The following is a 14,547-nucleotide window of genomic DNA, read 5'->3' on the forward strand; positions in this document are numbered from 1 at the left end:
CGAGGAGCCCGTCCTACGCCGCGCCGCCGGGGCCGGCGGTGGTTCTTGGGGTGATGACGGCGAGGCGGGCGCCGGAGGGGTCGGTCATCATCGCGTAGCGGCCCGGGCGGACGTCGGTCGGCGGGATGCGGACCGCCGCGCCGAGCTCGGCGGCGCGGGCGGCGGACGCGTCGCAGTCGTCCACCCAGAAGTACGGGATCCAGTGCGCCGGATACTGCGGCGGCCACCCGTGGTCCATGGAGACCATGCCGGCGAGGGCGCGGTCGCCCAGCTCCCAGTTCGTGTAGACGGAGCCGTGGTACTCGCACTCCACCGCCCGCCAGCCGAACACCTCGCCGTAGAAGCGCCGCGCCCTGCCGGTGTCGCGGCACGCGAGCTCCGCCCAGCACATCGTGGACGGGCGGTTGGCGGCGCCGAACTCGATGACGTTGCCGAGCCGCGCGACGCCGAAGTCCGCCCCCTCCGGGTCCATGCACAGCGCCATCGAGCCGAGCCCGGCGTAGTCCGCCGGCGGGGTCAGCTCCCGCCCGCCCGCGGCCTTCACCGCGTCGACGGCCGTCCGGAGGTCCTCCACCTTGAAGTAGCAGGTCCACGACGGAGGCTGGGAGTCGTCGGCGAGCCCCTGCATCCCCGCGACCTCCGGCCCCTGGACGTCGCCGAGGCTGAAGACGGTGTAGTCGCCGTAGTCCGGAAGGCTCAGCGTGTAGAAGGACCAGCCGAACAGGTCGCTGTAGAAGGCCCGGGCGGTCTCCGTATGCGGGCTCGCCAGGTCGATCCAGCCCGGCCACCCGGGAACGGGTTTCGCCGGCGCCGGCGCCATCAGGGCTCCGCCGGGCCGCCGCCGCCCGGCGCGATCACGGCCAGGCGCGCGCCGACGGGGTCGGCGAGGACCGAGTACCGGCCCGGCTCGATGTCGGTGGGCGGCAGCAGGACGCGGCCACCGAGCTCGCATGCCCTCGCGGCCACGGCGTCGCAGTCCCCGACCCAGAAGTACGGGATCCAGTGCGGGTCGGCCTCGTACCCGTTCCTGCGCAGGTCGCCGATGTCGACGATGCCTCCGAACGACCAGCCGTCCAGCTTCAGGTTCGTGTACGGGGAGTAGTACCGGCGCTCGACCGCCTCCCAGCCGAAGACCTTGCCGTAGAAGCGCCGGGCCTCGTCGACGTCGTGGCAGGCCAGCTCCACCCAGCACATCGCGCCTGGCTCGTCGACGACGCCGGCGCCCTGGAGCCCGCCCGGCGTCCAGAGCGCGAAGTCGGCGCCCTCCGGGTCCGCGCACAGCGCCATCTCGCCGAGGTCGGCGACGCGCATGGGCGACACCAGCTCCTGCCCGCCCGCGGCCTTGACCGCCTCGACCGTGGCCGGGACGTCGTCGGTGCGGAAGTACACCGACCAGGACGGCGGCTGCGCCTCGTCGGCGAGCCGCTGCATCCCGGCGACCTCGGGGCCCTGGACGCCGCCCAGGGTGAAGATCTCGTAGTCGTCGTACTCCGGGACGGTCAGCGTGTACACGTACCACCCGAACAGGCTGCAGTAGAAGTCCCGGGACGCCTTCACGTCGGGGCTCGCGAGTTCCGCCCAGGACGGTCGCCCAACGGCGTGTCCGGTCACTTCGGGCATAGTCCGGCCTTCGGAGCGCGCATATCCACCACGTTATGGGCGGGCGTGCCATCGTCACGGACGCGGCGATTCCCCGATACCCCAAAGACCACCCAAAAATGCCCCAACCAGGCGCGTCTAGACGCTCACCACGTCCTGCAGCAGGCCCCACACGAAATGCGCCACGTACGACGACCCGTCCGGCGCGGTGAAGCCGACGTGCCAGCGGCTCGGCGCGTCACCGTCCTGGTGCGCCGCCCCGTCCCACCGGGCCGCCAGATCGCCGACCACGCACGTCCACGGGGCGAGGTCGTCGACGGTCCGCAGCTCCGGCACCGGCGATCCCGGCTCCCGGACGAGCCACTCCTGCGCCACCGACCCGTCCGGCGCCATCGTGATCTCGAACCGCAGGCCGGGCCACAGCGGGAACGGCGGCCACGACGCCACCTCGCACACGACGTCGCCGACGCGCCGCGCACCGGCGTCCGCGGGCGGGCCGAGGACGGCCTCGTAGCGGCGGCGCCCGCGCGGGAACGTCCGGGACCGCAGGATCCGCTGCCAGCGCGCGTTGACCTCGCGCATCTCGGTGCGCGAGGAGTCCAGCGCGCGCACCGCGTCCTCGACGAGGCCGGGCTGGTAGTCCGCCATCCGGCGCAGCAGCACGAGCTGGAACTCGCGCCGCGCCAACCCCTTCACGCGGCCACGCTACCGCCCGGCCCGGCACGTCCCGGGAAGAGGACGCCGCCGGCCGGCTCCGCGGGGATCAGACCTTCTTCGCGCCGATCGCGGCCATGATGGCCGGCCAGCTGAGGTTGACCTCGCGGCGCCAGTACTTCCAGTTGTGCATGCCCGGGCCGTACAGGTGGGAGGTGATGGGGACGCCGGCGCGCTTGGCGGCGTTCACGAAGTTGACGTTCATCTGCCCGGCGAGGTCCTCGCCGACGCGTCCCGCGGAGCCGGCCGGGGTGTTCGGGTCGTCGTAGGGGCCAGGCTGGCCGTTGCCGGACGAGACGTAGACGCCGATGCCCTTGAGGTTGCGCACGTTGACGGTCGCGTCGTGCGCGTCCCAGTTCGACCGGTTGAAGATGGGGTCGCCCCAGATGGAGGTGCCCGCCTCCTTGTTCATCACGGTCAGCACCGCGGGCATGCCGGGCGCGGTGATGTTGAGGGGACCGCTGTAGGCGGCGGCGTACTTGAAGTACCCCCGGTGGCGCTCGGCGTAGGTGATGGAGCCCTGCCCGCCCGACGACAGGCCCATCGCGGCGCGCGACGGCCCGGCGTGGAAGTTGCCCTCCATCAGCGGGATGACCTCGGAGATGTGGAAGCTCTCCCACTCGGGGATGCCGCCCTTGCCGCCGTTCCACCAGTTGGTGTACGAGCCGTTCGAGCCGCCCTCGGGCATGACGACCATCGCGTTCCAGGCCTTCGCGACGTTCTCGATGTGGCCGTCATGGCTCCACGACGTGTACTTGTTGTTGCCACCGTGGAAGGCGTACACGACCGGGTAGGTCTTGGTGTCGCTCGCCTTCCACCCCTTGGGGACGAACACCCGCGTCTGCACGACCGCGCCGAGCGCCGGGGAGGCGATGCTGACGTCGAACTCCTGCGCGTTCACCTTCTTGATCGCGGTGATGGTGGCGCCGTCGGGGGCCTTGCGGTACTTGCCGCCGCCGACGCCGGGGGGCAGGTGCGGCTTCTTGCCGTGCGAGCCGTTGTTGGAGTCGGGGTCGTTCGCGGCGGGCGTGCCGCCGGTCCCGAACGGGTTGCCGCCGTGCGTCAGCGGCACGTTCGGGACCTTGATCGGCTTGCTCGCGGAGGGGGAGCCGCTCGGCGAGGGCGACCCGGTGACCTGCGTCGGCTGGGTCGGCGGCCCGAACGAGGGGATCGGCTGCGCGTTGCCGGCGGCCTCCGGCTTGCCCTTCGGCACCCCGACCCCGGCCTGGGCCAGCCCGACCATGACGGCCGGAAGGATCACGGCCGCCGCCGCCGTCCCGGCGATGGCGATCTTCCTGTCGGTACGCTTCTTCATGGACTCCCCAGCCGATCAGACCGATCCGGACCGCGCGCCAGTCCCGGTCTTGCGCTCACTCGCCCGAAGAAACTACTGTCCCGGCAGTCACATCCGCAAGTATTGACAAAAATTACAATAATTCTCTCGGGTTCCGGCTCGTCCGAATGCCGGAGTCCGAACAGTCCGCCGTTTCCGGCGGCTTCCCGCTCCCCGCGAAAAACGTCGCCGCCCCTGCCGGCGCCCCGGCCGCTCCCGGCCGCTCCCCGCCGCCCCCGGTCGCCCGGCATCCCGGCTCCCCATCGAAACGCGCGCCTGCCGATCCGCAGGCCAGGGCTCGTCCGTGCCCGTGGGGCGCCGTCAGATTCTACGTAGCGATGAGAAAAATCGACGTCGTGTAGAGTTTGGAGCGAGAGGGGGCACCCGCCCCTTCCGAGGCCTCTCTGGAGGAGCAGTGCGGAAGCAGAAGTGGCTCATCACCGGCGTCAGTTCGGGCCTTGGGCGCGCCTTCGCCCAAGCCGCTCTGACGGCAGGGCACACCGTGGTCGGCACCGTCCGCTCCGAGGAGGACCTGCATGCCTTCGAGGGGCTCGAGCCCGGGTCCGCGCACGGCCGGATCCTGGACGTGACCGACGCCGACGCCGTGTCGAATGTGATCACGGAGGTGGAGCAGAGCGTCGGCCCCCTGGACGTCGTCATCGCCAACGCCGGCTACGGCCTGGAGGGCGTCTTCGAGGAGACCCCGCTGGCCGAGGTGCGGCGGCAGTTCGAGGTCAACGTGTTCGGGGCGGTGGCCACGCTCCAGGCGGCGCTGCCCCACATGCGCCGGCGCCGCCGCGGGCACCTGATGGCCGTCACCTCCATGGGCGGGCTCATGGCCGTGCCCGGCATGTCCGCCTACTGCGGCAGCAAGTTCGCCCTGGAAGGCATCCTCGAGGCACTGGGCAAGGAGGTCGCGCAGTTCGGGATCCACGTGACGGCGATCGAGCCCGGCTCCTTCCGCACCGACTGGGCCGGACGGTCCATGACACGCGCCGCACAGACCATCGACGACTACGACGAGCTGTTCACCCCCATCCGCGAGGCGCGGCGGAAGGCGAGCGGGAACCAGCTGGGCGATCCGGCCAAGGCCGGGGACGCCGTCGTGCACATCGCTTCGGTCGAGGAGCCGCCGAATCACCTCGTCCTGGGCTCGGACGCGCTGCGACTGGTCGCCGCCGCACGCACGGCCGTGGACGACGACATCCGCGCATGGGAGACCCTCTCCCGCACGACCGACTTCGCCGAAGGCGCTCAGCTCTGATGCCCGGCCACCAGGCCGCGCGCAGCCGGCGCACCACCGAACGCAAGGGCGATGTACGGGAGCGGGCCATCCTCGACACCTGCGAGGCGCTGCTGGCGGAGAAGGGCTACGACGCCATGACCGTCGGCGACATCGCCCAGGGCGCCGGCATCACGCGCGGCGCCCTGTACTTCTACTTCGGCTCCAAGCAAGAAGTGGTCACGGCGCTCGTGGCCCGGACCGTCGAGCACCTGTGGGAGCGGTCGCGGGCCACCGCGCAGGCCGACGAGCCGCGCCAGGCCATCGCGGCGGCCATGCGGCGCACGGTCGAGCTGTGGAACGAGCACGGCCTGGTCATGCGCACGGCGATCGACCTGTCGTTGACCGTGCCGGAGATCGGCGAGCTGTGGAGTCGCACGGCCGACCTGTTCATCGCGGCCATCACCGCCGTCCTGGAACGAGCCGGCGTTCAGGCCGGCGCCGGACCGGACCGAGCGCCGGCGATGGCGCGCGCCCTGTGCTGGATGATCGAGCGGACCTTCTACCACGCCTCGCAGGAGTCCCGCGGGAAGCTGCAAGAGGCATCGTCGACCTGCGAGCACATCTGGCTGATCAGCGCCGGCCTGACCGCCTGACGCATCTGCCGACCCGGCCCCGGGCCGAGGCCCGCCGACGCGGTGTAGCGGCCGTGGCGGCACGGGTGGGGACCCGGGCGGCGCGGGGCCGCCCGGGTCGCGGGACGTCAGCTCTCAGCGGTCACTGGGAGAAGACGTAGGTGGCCGTGAGGGTGACGGACTGCACCAGGCAGAACCCGCCCGTCGCGTGGACGGTCTGGTTGCTGAAGGTGACGGTGGCCGGGAGCGCGTCCCCGCCGGAGTAGGTGCCGTTGATGGTGCCGCCGTAGGTGCAGCCGAGGGCCTCGACCGAGAAGCCGCTGAGGGTGGCGTTGCCGCCGCTCAGGCTGCCGGTCCAGGGCAGGTTCTGCGGCGTGACGCTGGCGGGGCAGCCGGAGATGCTCGCGGAGGTGACCGTGAGGGAGCCGTCGGCGGCGAGGTCGCCGCTGAGGGTGGACCCGCTGCAGGTCACGGCGGTGCCCGCGTCGATCGTCATGTTGCCGGACAGGTTGGCGGTGTAGGGCCCGGCCGTCCAGGCCAGGGCGGGGGCGGCGGTCGCGGCGACGGCGATGGCGGTGGCGGCCGCCGAGGCGGAGGCGATGGCGGCGAGCTTCTTGATGCGGGACAAGGAAGTCCTCATTTCGGGGACGACGGGCGTCGCGCCTGCACCCGGAGGGGTGGGAGATCCGCGACCCGGGACGCCCGATCCGCTCATGTCGGGTGGGCGGTTGGGAGCACCGCGGCGTCGGGGAGCGGTGTCCGGAAACCGTCGCGCCACTCGACATCGGTGACCGGCCACCTGGGTAGAACGCGTTCTACCCAGAACGTAGACAGCGCTCAGGAATCCGTCAATACCCGGATATGGATTCTCAGGCCACAGCGGCCGCCACCACAGGATCCTGCGGACCCGGAGAAGACCAGAACCAAAGTCCGTTGCAATTCGGTCGGCGGCGGGATGGTTCTTCGGGCAACCAAATCGCATTTCGCGGCGCCGGGAACCGGTCCGCCGGGCGTTCTCCGGCAAGGAGACGGCGAATTCGGATTCGGCACCGTCCCCGACCCGGCTTTCCGCGGCGCGCGGAAGCCGGGTCCGGACGGCGGCGCCGCGGGTACGCGGGTCAGCCGAAGCGTTCCCGCAGCGCCGGGAGGAGGTCGCCCTCCGCCCAGGTGCGGAAGTCCTTCTGGTGGTCGGGCCCGCTCTGGCAGAACGCGATGTGCGTGAACCCCGCGTCCTTCCACTGCTGGACGGCCTGGAGGTAGTCCTCCACGTTGTCGCCGCACGGAACGGACTCGGCGACGTCGTCCGGCCGGACGGTCTTCGCGGCCGCCTCGAAGTTGACCGTGCCCGGGAGCTCCGCCATCACCTTCCAGCCGGGGGCCGAGAACTTCCAGTAGCGGTGCGCCCGCTGCTTGCACTCCTCGCGGTCCTGCCCGTAGGCGACGGGGATCTGCCCGTAGACGGGCTTGCCCTCGCCGCCCTCGCGGTGGAACAGGCTCACCACGTCGCCGACGGGCTGGTCGGAGATGAGCAGGTCGGCGTGCTGCGCGGCCAGCCGTCCGGCGCGCGACCCGAACGCGGCCATGCCGATCGGGACGGGCCGGTCCGGCAGGTCCCACAGCTTCGCGGAGTCGACCCGGAAGTGCTCGCCCTCGTAGTTGACGTAGTCGCCGGAGAACAGCGCCCGGATGATCTCGACGGCCTCGGCGAACATCTCGTGCCGGACGTCCGCCGACGGCCAGCCGCGCCCCACGACGTGCTCGTTCAGGTTCTCGCCCGCGCCCAGGCCGAGGGTGAACCGGCCGTCGGACAGCACCCCCACGGTGGCGGCCTTCTGCGCCACCACCGCCGGGTGGTACCGCATGATCGGGCAGGTCACGAACGTCATCAGCGGGATGCGGTGGGTCGCCTGGGCGAGGGCGCCGAGCACCGACCACGCGTAGGCGGAGTGCCCCTGGTCCTCCAGCCACGGGAAGTAGTGGTCGGAGATGACCGAGTAGTCGAAGCCGGCGTCCTCGGCCTCGACGAGGTCGGTGACGAGCTGTTTGGGCGGTGTCTGCTCGCAGAGCAGCGTGTATCCGAATTCCATGACGGCTCGGTACCCGCCGGGACGCGCCCAATCGCCGGAACGCTCCGGATTCAGTTGCCGAGGAGGTCCATGAGGTCGTCGGCGTGCTCCTCCTCCTCGGCGAGGATGTGCTCCATGAGGCGGCGGGTGGTGACGTCCCCGTCGCCGAGCCACCGGATGATCTCCTGGTACGACTCGATGACGATCCGCTCGGCGACCAGGTTCTCCTCGAGCATCCCCTTGAGGTCGCCGTCCTCGAAGGTCTCGTAGGTGGTGTGCGAGCGCTTCGCCAGCGTCTCGGGGTCGAAGTCGGGGTCGCCGCCCAGCTGGCTGATCCGCTCGGCGGCGCGCATCGCGTGGTCGCGCTCCTCGTCCGCGTGCTCGGTGAACTCGGCGGCGACCTGCGCGCGGTCGATGCCGGTGGCGCTGATCGCGTGCCGCGAGTAGCGCATCCAGCAGACGATCTCGGTGGCGAGCACGTCGTTGAGGACGCCGATGACCTCGTCGGGACTGCGCTTGTAGCCGGTCGTCACCGGCCCGTCGGCCATCTTCTGCCGGGCGCGTTCCCGGATCCTCGCCACGTCGATGCTGAAGCTGCTCTCGGTCATGCCTCTCCTCCTGGTCGGCGCGCGGACGCCCCTTCTCCTACCCAGCCCCCGATCTCCATGCCGGCAGGGGCGGAGACGGCCAAACGGCGGCGGAGACGGGCGGGGCCGCCGGGACGGCACGACACTCAGGGTGAGGGCGTCGCTACTTGGACACGTTCCGTCACGCGTGCTATACGTAGAGCTATCTCGCCTCGGCCTGGGGCGGGAAAGGGACATCCGGGCTCCACCTTGAGATCCGGGCGTGACAAGGAAGAAAAGGAACCACATGAAGTCCTTCAGCTACACCGAGCTGGACAAGCTGGCCGGCGAGGTTCTGCCGGAGCGCGCCGTTCTGTCCACCCTTCTGGTCGGTGGCGACAACGACAACGAGAACCTCAACTTCAACCACGGCGGCGGCGGCCACGACGGCGGCACGACCGCGGTCGTCCCGAACTGCCAGAGCAACATCAACCACTCGCAGGGCGGCCTCATCGGCGCGCTGGGGCTCAGCTCCGAGAACCCCAACAACGAGTTCACCTGCGCCGGCAGCTCGGTGGTCTCGGGTCACTGATCCGAAACGACGTGCTCGCGGGCTCCGGCCCGCCTGGGAAGGGCTGGCGTTCTCCCGCCGGCCCTTCCCCCCTTTTCTCCGGTTATCTGTGACGACCTGTAAGGCGACCGATGAGCCAGACCAACCCTCAGACGTTCAGCTACGCGGAACTCGACCGGCTGTCCGGCGAGGTACTGCCGGAGCGGGCCCTGCTGTCGACCCTGCTCGCCGGCGGCGGCGACAACGGCAACAAGAACATCAACCTCAACGACGGCGGGTCCGGGGCGGCCGACTCCGAGGTCACCTACGCCTGCCAGTACACGCACTCGACCGGCACGCCGGGCCTCCTCGGCACGGGCCTGCTCGCCGAAGCCGGCTACACGACGACGACCTGCGTCCCGGTCGTGGTCCACCACCAGAGCACATGAGCGGAGCACACCGGAAGGGCGCCTCCCCGTCGCGGGCGGCCGCGAGCGCCCCCGTACGCCCGGCGGGCACCGGGCGGCCGCCGGGCACGGAGCCTGCGGCGGGCACCGCCCGCCCGGCCGGCGCCGGACCGGCCGCGGGAGGCGCGACCTCCGTGGCGACGGCGCCGTCCACCCCGGTCCTCACCCTGCCGGTCCTGACCGACGGCGTGGAGTTGGTCGGCGAGTTCAAGAACTCCGGCTACCGCGAACCGCCGCAGCTCGTCTGCCTGCCGAACCGGCAGCTCGTCCGGCTCCCGCCGCTGCTGTTCCTGGTCGCGAAGGCGCTGCACGAGCACCGCCACCTCGCCCGCACCACCGACATCGAGACGGCGCTGGACCGGGTGGCCGAGGCGGTCTCGCGCGAGGCGGGGGCCCGGCTCACCGGCGAGCAGGTCATCTACCTCGCCGACCGCAAGCTCGCGCCGCTCGGCGTCACCACCTACAGCGACGGCACCGCGCCGCCCGTGGTGAAGGCCGACCCGTTCCTCGGACTCCGGTTCCGGATCGCGGTGTTCCCCGAGTCGGTCACCTGGTTCGTCGCGGGCCTGTTCGCCTGGCTGTTCCGGCCGGTCGTGCTGGTGCTCACGCTGGCCGCCGTCGTCTCCGCCGAGACCTGGGTGCTCGCCACCCGGTCGATGAGCACGGCGCTGCAGCACGCCATCCTCGCCCCGGTGAGCATCCTGCTGATCATGGGGCTCGGGGTGGCGTCGTGCGCGTTCCACGAGATCGGGCACGCCGCCGCCTGCCGGTACGGGGGCGTCCGCCCCGGCGTGATGGGCTGCGGCATCTACCTGGTCTGGCCGGCGTTCTACACGGACATCACCGAGTCGTACCGGCTCGGCCGCCTCGGGCGGCTGCGGGCCGACCTCGCCGGCGTCTACTTCAACGGCATCTTCGTCGTCGCGCTGACGCTGCTGTACGTGGAGACGGGGTTTGAGCCGCTGCTCGTCGCGGTGCTGTACGTCAACCTCGAGATCCTGCAGCAGCTGCTGCCGACGCTGCGCTTCGACGGCTACTACATCATGTCGGACCTCGTCGGGGTCCCCGACCTGTTCAAGTACATCGGGCCGATCCTGCGGCGCGCGCTGCTGCTGCGCCGCGCCGACAGCCGGCTGAACGACCTGAAGCGCTGGCCGCAGATCTTCGTCACGATGTGGGTGCTGGTCATCGTCCCGGTGATGCTGTTCCAGCTCGTCCTGATCTCCACGCAGGTCCCCGGGCTGATCCGGATGGACTGGCGGAAGATCCAGGGCCTGGCCGCCGAGGCCGCGAACGGCGCCGGCGCGCTGCAGCTGATCGCCTCCGGGCTGCAGATCGTGCTGCTGGTGCTGCCGCTGCTGGGACTCACGCTGATCGCGTACCGGATGCTGCGCGGCGCGGTGCGGATGGCCGTCAAGTACGTGAACGGGCCGTCCACCGAGCCGGCGCCGGGAGCCTGACACCTGCCCCTGACCTCCGACCCCTGACCGCGCGGAGCGGGCCGCCAGTGTGGCGGCCCGCTCCGCGTTCTCGTCGATCAGAGGCCGTCCGGGCGACCGCCGGGCCCCGGGGCGCCGTGCCCGCCCCGGGCGGCTGTATCCAGCCTGTATCGGCTTTGTCGACCTCGCTCGTAGCGTCGCCTCCGTCCCCCGAAACGGAAGGAGCCGAGGATGCTCGGAAAGATCGAGGCGCTGGGCGAGCGGATGCTCACCCGGCTGGTCCCGCAGACGCGCGCCGCGGCCAGCACCGGCTACTGGTGCTGGAACGACGGGCCCTGCGGCATCGAGTGCCTGGTGAAGAAGTGCTGCTACCTCTCCGGCAGCGGTACCTCCTGCAGCTGCGTCTACGTCTGCTGACCCGCACGGCCAGGCACGTCATCGGTTGAGCGGCGGCCGGGAGACGCTCCCCAGCGGCCCGGCCGCCGCCTCGCGAAAGGTGGTCCCCATGCCCTTCCTCACCGCGCTCGTCGCCCTGGTCGGAGCCGTCTGCCTGCTCGACCTGGTGCTCACCCTCGGCGTGATGCGCAAGCTGCGCGAGCACGCCGCCGTCCTCGCCCGGTCGTCCGCCGCCGGCGGAGCCGACCGCCCGCCGATGCTCCCCGCCGGGGAGGTCGCCGCGCCGTTCGACGCGGTCGACACCGCCGGCGAACCCGTCAGCCGGGACGCGCTGACCGGCCGCACCCTCGTCGGGTTCTTCAGCCCGAGCTGCGACGCCTGCACCGAGCGGATGCCCGGTTTCCTGGCGGACGCCGCGGCCTTCCCCGGCGGACGGGACCGGGTCCTCGCCGTCATCGCCGCCGGCGAGGGGGAGGACGCGTCCGCCTACCGCGACCGGCTCGGCGGCGTCGCGCGCGTGGTCGTCGAACCGCACCGCACCGGGATCGCGAAGGCGCTGGCCGTCCGCGGGCTCCCCACGTTCTGCGTCCTGGACGAGACCGGCCGGGTGGTCGAGACCGGCCTGCCGTCCGACCGCTCCCCCGTCCCGGCATGACGCCTCGCCGCGACACGGCCGCCGGCGCCCGCCGGGCGCGGGAGCTCCTCGGCGGGCTCGCCGGCTCGGCCGCGCTGGCCTGGTCGGCGGGCCGGGCGCTGACGCTCCTGCTCGCCGCGCTGACGCTGGCTCAGGCCGCCGCGCCGGTGTGCATCGCGTGGTTCACCAAGGTGGCCGTCGACGTCCTGACGGAGCGGCCGGGCGGCGGGGCGGGCGGCGGAGCCCGGCTCGCCGCCGCCGGCGCCGGCCTGGTGCTCGCCGGGGCCGCCGCCGGCCTCACCCAGCACGTCACCCGCTACCTGCGGCAGGAGCTCGAACGGCGGGTCGGGTTCCTCGCCCAGGACCGGGTCTTCCGGGCGACCGAGCGGTTCGTCGGCCTCGGCCCGTTCGAGGACCCCGCCTTCCTCGACCGGCTGCGGCTCGCCCAGCAGGCGGGCGGCGGCGCGCCGGGAAAGGTCGTCGGCAGCGCGCTCACCGCCGTCAGCGGGACGATCACGCTCGCGGGGTTCCTCGGCTCGCTGCTGTCCGTCGGCCCGTGGCTCGCCCTGGCCGTCGTGCTGGCGACCGTCCCCGCCCTGGCGGCCGAGTTCCGGCTGTCGCGCCGCTGGGCGGCGATGATGCTGGCGATCGGCCCCGCCGAGCGGCGCGAGTTCTTCTACCGGGAGCTGCTCACCACCGTCAGGGCGGCCAAGGAACTGCGGCTGTTCGGTGCGGCGGGGCACTTCCGGACGCTGATGAACGGGGAGCGGCGCACCGCCGACGCCGCGCGCCGCCGTACCGACCGCCGCGAGCTGGCCACGCAGGCGGGGCTCGCGGTGCTGTCCACCGGCGTCGCCGGGGCCGGGCTCGCCTGGGCGCTCGCCGAGGCGTGGCGCGGCCGCATCACCGTCGGCGACGTCAGCCTGCTGGTCGCCGCCCTCGCGGGGGCGCAGGCGGCCGGGGCGCAGCTCGTCACCCAGCTCACCGTCGCCCACCAGCAGCTCCTGCTGTTCGGCCACTACCGCGCGGTGACCGCCGCCGGCCCGGACCTGGCGGTCGCCGAGCGGCCCGCCGTCCCGGGGCCGCTGACCGGCCGCATCGAGTTCGACGGGGTCTGGTTCCGGTACTCCCCCGAGCATCCGTGGGCGCTGCGCGACGTGAGCTTCACCATCGAGTGCGGGCGCGCGACGGCCCTCGTCGGCCTGAACGGCGCGGGCAAGAGCACCCTGGTGAAGCTGCTGTGCCGGTTCTACGACCCGGAACGGGGCGCGATCCGGTGGGACGGCGTGGACCTGCGCGACCTGGACCCTGCGGAGCTGCGCCGCCGCATCGGCGTGGTGTTCCAGGACTACATGGAGTACGAGCTCACCGCCGCCGACAACATCGGGCTCGGCGACCTGGAGCGGCGCGACGACCTGGAGCTCGTGCGGGCGGCGGCCGAACGGGCCGGGGCCGACGCCTTCGTCCGCGACCTGCCGGGCGGCTACGACACGCTGCTGACGCGGGCCTTCGCCGGCGGCGCGGACGGCGACGCCGAACCCGGGGTGCCGCTGTCCGGCGGGCAGTGGCAGCGGCTCGCCCTGGCCCGCGCTTTCCTGCGGGACGGCCGCGACCTGCTGATCCTGGACGAACCCAGCTCCGGCCTGGACGCCGAGGCCGAGCACCACGTCCACGCCCGGCTGCGCGAGCACCGCGCGGGGCTGACGAGCCTGCTCATCTCGCACCGGCTGAGCGCGGTGCGCGACGCCGACACCCTGGTCGTGCTGCGGGACGGACGGATCGTCGAGCGCGGAACGCACACCGAGCTGATGGCCGAGGGCGGCGAGTACGCGCGGCTGTTCGAGCTCCAGGCCGACGGATACCGGCAGGAGGAGGAGATGTCGTGGACGAGGTCGTGACCGCCCTGCGGGTCCTGCTCGCGCTGGTCTTCGTGGCGTCGGCGGTCGGCAAGCTGCGCGGGAGGGACGCCTACGCGCGGTTCACGGCGGCGACGGCCCGGCTCGCACCGGGCTCGTCCGCCGCCGCGGGAACGCGGTGGATCGCCGCCGCGGTGGTCGGTGCCGAGGCCGCCGTGGTCGTGCTGCTCGTGCTGCCCGCGACGGCCGCGTTCGGGTTCGCGCTCGCGGCGGCGCTCCTGGCGGCGTTCACGGCGGCCATCGTCCGCGCGCTCGCGCACGGCGACCGGGCGCCATGCGCCTGCTTCGGCGACGCCGACACGCCGCTGGGCCCGCGCCAGGTCGTGCGCAACCTGTCGCTGGCCGCGGCCGCGCTGGCGGGGTTCGGCGCCACGCTGTCCGGGACGCCCCGCCTTCCCGACGCGACGGGTGCGCTGTTCGCGGTCGCGGCGGGCGCCCTGGTCGCGCTGCTGGTCCTGGCGGCCGACGACATCATCGAGCTGTTCCGGTCATGAGCACGCTCGGCTGGCCCACCGCCGCCGTGCTCGGCGTGCTCGGTGTGGCCGCCGCCGTAGGAGCGCTGGTGCTGCTTCTGCGACGGCGATTCACGGTGGTCGAGGTGTACGGAACGAGTATGGTTCCCACCCTGGCGCCCGGCGACCGCCTCCTGGTGCGCCGGACCGGGCTCGCCCGTGTCGACACGGACCGGCTCGTGGTGCTGGAGGGCCCCTACTGGCGCGAGTTCGGTCCGGGGGCTCCCGCCGACCTGCGCTGGATCGTCAAGCGCGCCGCCGCCGTGCCGGGTGAGCCGGTCCCCGCGCCGGTGCGCAAGGCGCTCCCGTCGGGCGCGGGCGCGGCCGTCCCGGAGGGGCGGCTCGCCGTCCTGGGCGACAACCCCGCGCAGAGCGTCGACTCGCGGCACTTCGGTCTGCTGCCCGCCGACGCCCTGCTCGGCGTGGTCGTCCGCCGCCTCCGCTGACGCGCCGTCCGTCGCCGCCCCGCCGCCCCGCCGCCCCGCCGCCCCGCCGGCC

17 protein-coding genes are annotated in these 14,547 nt (G+C 72.7%); 10 read left to right on the forward strand and 7 right to left on the reverse strand.

Going from position 1 to position 14,547, the window contains the following annotated elements; all coding sequences use genetic code 11:
• Positions 1–13: 13 nt before the first annotated feature.
• The 4 genes from J4557_RS03520 to J4557_RS03535 form a co-directional block, all read right to left on the reverse strand.
• Complete coding sequence (locus J4557_RS03520) at positions 14–820, reverse strand: VOC family protein (RefSeq protein ID WP_208264871.1); 807 nt, start codon at positions 818–820, stop codon at positions 14–16.
• Positions 820–1,611: a VOC family protein gene (locus J4557_RS03525; RefSeq protein ID WP_208264872.1), complete on the reverse strand. Its 792-nt coding sequence runs from the start codon at positions 1,609–1,611 to the stop codon at positions 820–822. Before J4557_RS03525 ends, J4557_RS03520 begins: the two co-directional genes overlap by 1 nt.
• A gap of 126 nt (positions 1,612–1,737) precedes the next feature.
• Positions 1,738–2,295 (reverse strand): hypothetical protein, encoded by a 558-nt coding sequence (locus J4557_RS03530; protein ID WP_307799353.1) that lies wholly within the window; start codon positions 2,293–2,295, stop codon positions 1,738–1,740.
• Between the two features lie 67 nt (positions 2,296–2,362).
• On the reverse strand, positions 2,363–3,628 hold the full coding sequence (locus tag J4557_RS03535) for an alpha/beta hydrolase (protein ID WP_208264873.1): 1,266 nt from the start codon (positions 3,626–3,628) through the stop codon (positions 2,363–2,365).
• 433 nt (positions 3,629–4,061) lie between these two features.
• On the opposite strand from J4557_RS03535, the gene J4557_RS03540 reads away from it, so the two are divergent.
• Together J4557_RS03540 and J4557_RS03545 are read left to right on the forward strand one after the other, a co-directional pair.
• On the forward strand, positions 4,062–4,910 hold the full coding sequence (locus J4557_RS03540; RefSeq protein ID WP_208264874.1) for an oxidoreductase: 849 nt from the start codon (positions 4,062–4,064) through the stop codon (positions 4,908–4,910).
• A complete protein-coding gene (locus tag J4557_RS03545; protein WP_208264875.1) occupies positions 4,910–5,524 on the forward strand; it encodes a TetR/AcrR family transcriptional regulator in 615 nt (204 codons plus the stop codon). The genes J4557_RS03540 and J4557_RS03545 overlap by 1 nt, the downstream gene beginning before the upstream one ends.
• 121 nt (positions 5,525–5,645) lie before the next feature.
• Here J4557_RS03545 and J4557_RS03550 read toward each other — a convergent pair whose 3' ends face one another.
• The 3 genes from J4557_RS03550 to J4557_RS03560 all read right to left on the reverse strand — a co-directional run bounded on the left by J4557_RS03550 (position 5,646) and on the right by J4557_RS03560 (position 8,177).
• The gene (locus tag J4557_RS03550; RefSeq protein ID WP_208264876.1) at positions 5,646–6,131 is read right to left on the reverse strand and encodes a PraA/PraB family alkane oxidation protein activator; all 486 of its coding nucleotides are present in this window, start codon (positions 6,129–6,131) and stop codon (positions 5,646–5,648) included.
• A 490-nt stretch (positions 6,132–6,621) separates the two neighbouring features.
• Positions 6,622–7,590, reverse strand: coding sequence for a TIGR03557 family F420-dependent LLM class oxidoreductase (locus J4557_RS03555; RefSeq protein ID WP_208264877.1), 969 nt, complete (start codon positions 7,588–7,590; stop codon positions 6,622–6,624).
• Positions 7,591–7,640: 50 nt separating this feature from the next.
• Complete coding sequence (locus J4557_RS03560; RefSeq protein WP_208264878.1) at positions 7,641–8,177, reverse strand: ferritin-like domain-containing protein; 537 nt, start codon at positions 8,175–8,177, stop codon at positions 7,641–7,643.
• A 265-nt stretch (positions 8,178–8,442) separates the two neighbouring features.
• Between J4557_RS03560 and J4557_RS03565 the strand changes: the two genes are divergently transcribed.
• From J4557_RS03565 to J4557_RS03600, 8 genes are all read left to right on the forward strand, one after another.
• Entirely contained in the window at positions 8,443–8,727 is a 285-nt protein-coding gene (locus J4557_RS03565) for a hypothetical protein (RefSeq protein ID WP_208264879.1), read from the forward strand.
• A gap of 110 nt (positions 8,728–8,837) precedes the next feature.
• Entirely contained in the window at positions 8,838–9,134 is a 297-nt protein-coding gene (locus J4557_RS03570) for a hypothetical protein (protein ID WP_208264880.1), read from the forward strand.
• Positions 9,131–10,612 (forward strand): hypothetical protein, encoded by a 1,482-nt coding sequence (locus J4557_RS03575; protein WP_208264881.1) that lies wholly within the window; start codon positions 9,131–9,133, stop codon positions 10,610–10,612. Before J4557_RS03570 ends, J4557_RS03575 begins: the two co-directional genes overlap by 4 nt.
• Before the next feature lie 210 nt (positions 10,613–10,822).
• The gene (locus J4557_RS03580; RefSeq protein WP_208264882.1) at positions 10,823–11,008 is read left to right on the forward strand and encodes a hypothetical protein; all 186 of its coding nucleotides are present in this window, start codon (positions 10,823–10,825) and stop codon (positions 11,006–11,008) included.
• 88 nt (positions 11,009–11,096) lie between these two features.
• On the forward strand, positions 11,097–11,642 hold the full coding sequence (locus J4557_RS03585; protein WP_208264883.1) for a TlpA family protein disulfide reductase: 546 nt from the start codon (positions 11,097–11,099) through the stop codon (positions 11,640–11,642).
• Entirely contained in the window at positions 11,639–13,519 is a 1,881-nt protein-coding gene (locus tag J4557_RS03590) for an ABC transporter ATP-binding protein (protein ID WP_208264884.1), read from the forward strand. The genes J4557_RS03585 and J4557_RS03590 overlap by 4 nt, the downstream gene beginning before the upstream one ends.
• Entirely contained in the window at positions 13,504–14,031 is a 528-nt protein-coding gene (locus tag J4557_RS03595) for a MauE/DoxX family redox-associated membrane protein (RefSeq protein WP_208264885.1), read from the forward strand. The genes J4557_RS03590 and J4557_RS03595 overlap by 16 nt, the downstream gene beginning before the upstream one ends.
• Positions 14,028–14,495: a S26 family signal peptidase gene (locus tag J4557_RS03600; RefSeq protein ID WP_208264886.1), complete on the forward strand. Its 468-nt coding sequence runs from the start codon at positions 14,028–14,030 to the stop codon at positions 14,493–14,495. Before J4557_RS03595 ends, J4557_RS03600 begins: the two co-directional genes overlap by 4 nt.
• Positions 14,496–14,547: the final 52 nt, after the last annotated feature.

This window comes from Actinomadura nitritigenes (assembly GCF_017573545.1).
Taxonomy (GTDB): Bacteria; Actinomycetota; Actinomycetes; order Streptosporangiales; family Streptosporangiaceae; genus Spirillospora; species Spirillospora nitritigenes.

Excerpts from the sequence above, each read along its gene's own strand:
- J4557_RS03520 (WP_208264871.1), bottom strand. The coding sequence starts at position 820 with ATGGCGCCGGCGCCGGCGAAACCCGTTCCCGGGTGGCCGGGCTGGATC.
- J4557_RS03535 (WP_208264873.1), bottom strand. The coding sequence starts at position 3,628 with ATGAAGAAGCGTACCGACAGGAAGATCGCCATCGCCGGGACGGCGGCG.
- J4557_RS03545 (WP_208264875.1), top strand. The coding sequence starts at position 4,910 with ATGCCCGGCCACCAGGCCGCGCGCAGCCGGCGCACCACCGAACGCAAG.
- J4557_RS03555 (WP_208264877.1), bottom strand. The coding sequence starts at position 7,590 with ATGGAATTCGGATACACGCTGCTCTGCGAGCAGACACCGCCCAAACAG.
- J4557_RS03560 (WP_208264878.1), bottom strand. The coding sequence starts at position 8,177 with ATGACCGAGAGCAGCTTCAGCATCGACGTGGCGAGGATCCGGGAACGC.
- J4557_RS03565 (WP_208264879.1), top strand. The coding sequence starts at position 8,443 with ATGAAGTCCTTCAGCTACACCGAGCTGGACAAGCTGGCCGGCGAGGTT.
- J4557_RS03570 (WP_208264880.1), top strand. The coding sequence starts at position 8,838 with ATGAGCCAGACCAACCCTCAGACGTTCAGCTACGCGGAACTCGACCGG.
- J4557_RS03575 (WP_208264881.1), top strand. The coding sequence starts at position 9,131 with ATGAGCGGAGCACACCGGAAGGGCGCCTCCCCGTCGCGGGCGGCCGCG.
- J4557_RS03580 (WP_208264882.1), top strand. The coding sequence starts at position 10,823 with ATGCTCGGAAAGATCGAGGCGCTGGGCGAGCGGATGCTCACCCGGCTG.
- J4557_RS03585 (WP_208264883.1), top strand. The coding sequence starts at position 11,097 with ATGCCCTTCCTCACCGCGCTCGTCGCCCTGGTCGGAGCCGTCTGCCTG.
- J4557_RS03590 (WP_208264884.1), top strand. The coding sequence starts at position 11,639 with ATGACGCCTCGCCGCGACACGGCCGCCGGCGCCCGCCGGGCGCGGGAG.
- J4557_RS03600 (WP_208264886.1), top strand. The coding sequence starts at position 14,028 with ATGAGCACGCTCGGCTGGCCCACCGCCGCCGTGCTCGGCGTGCTCGGT.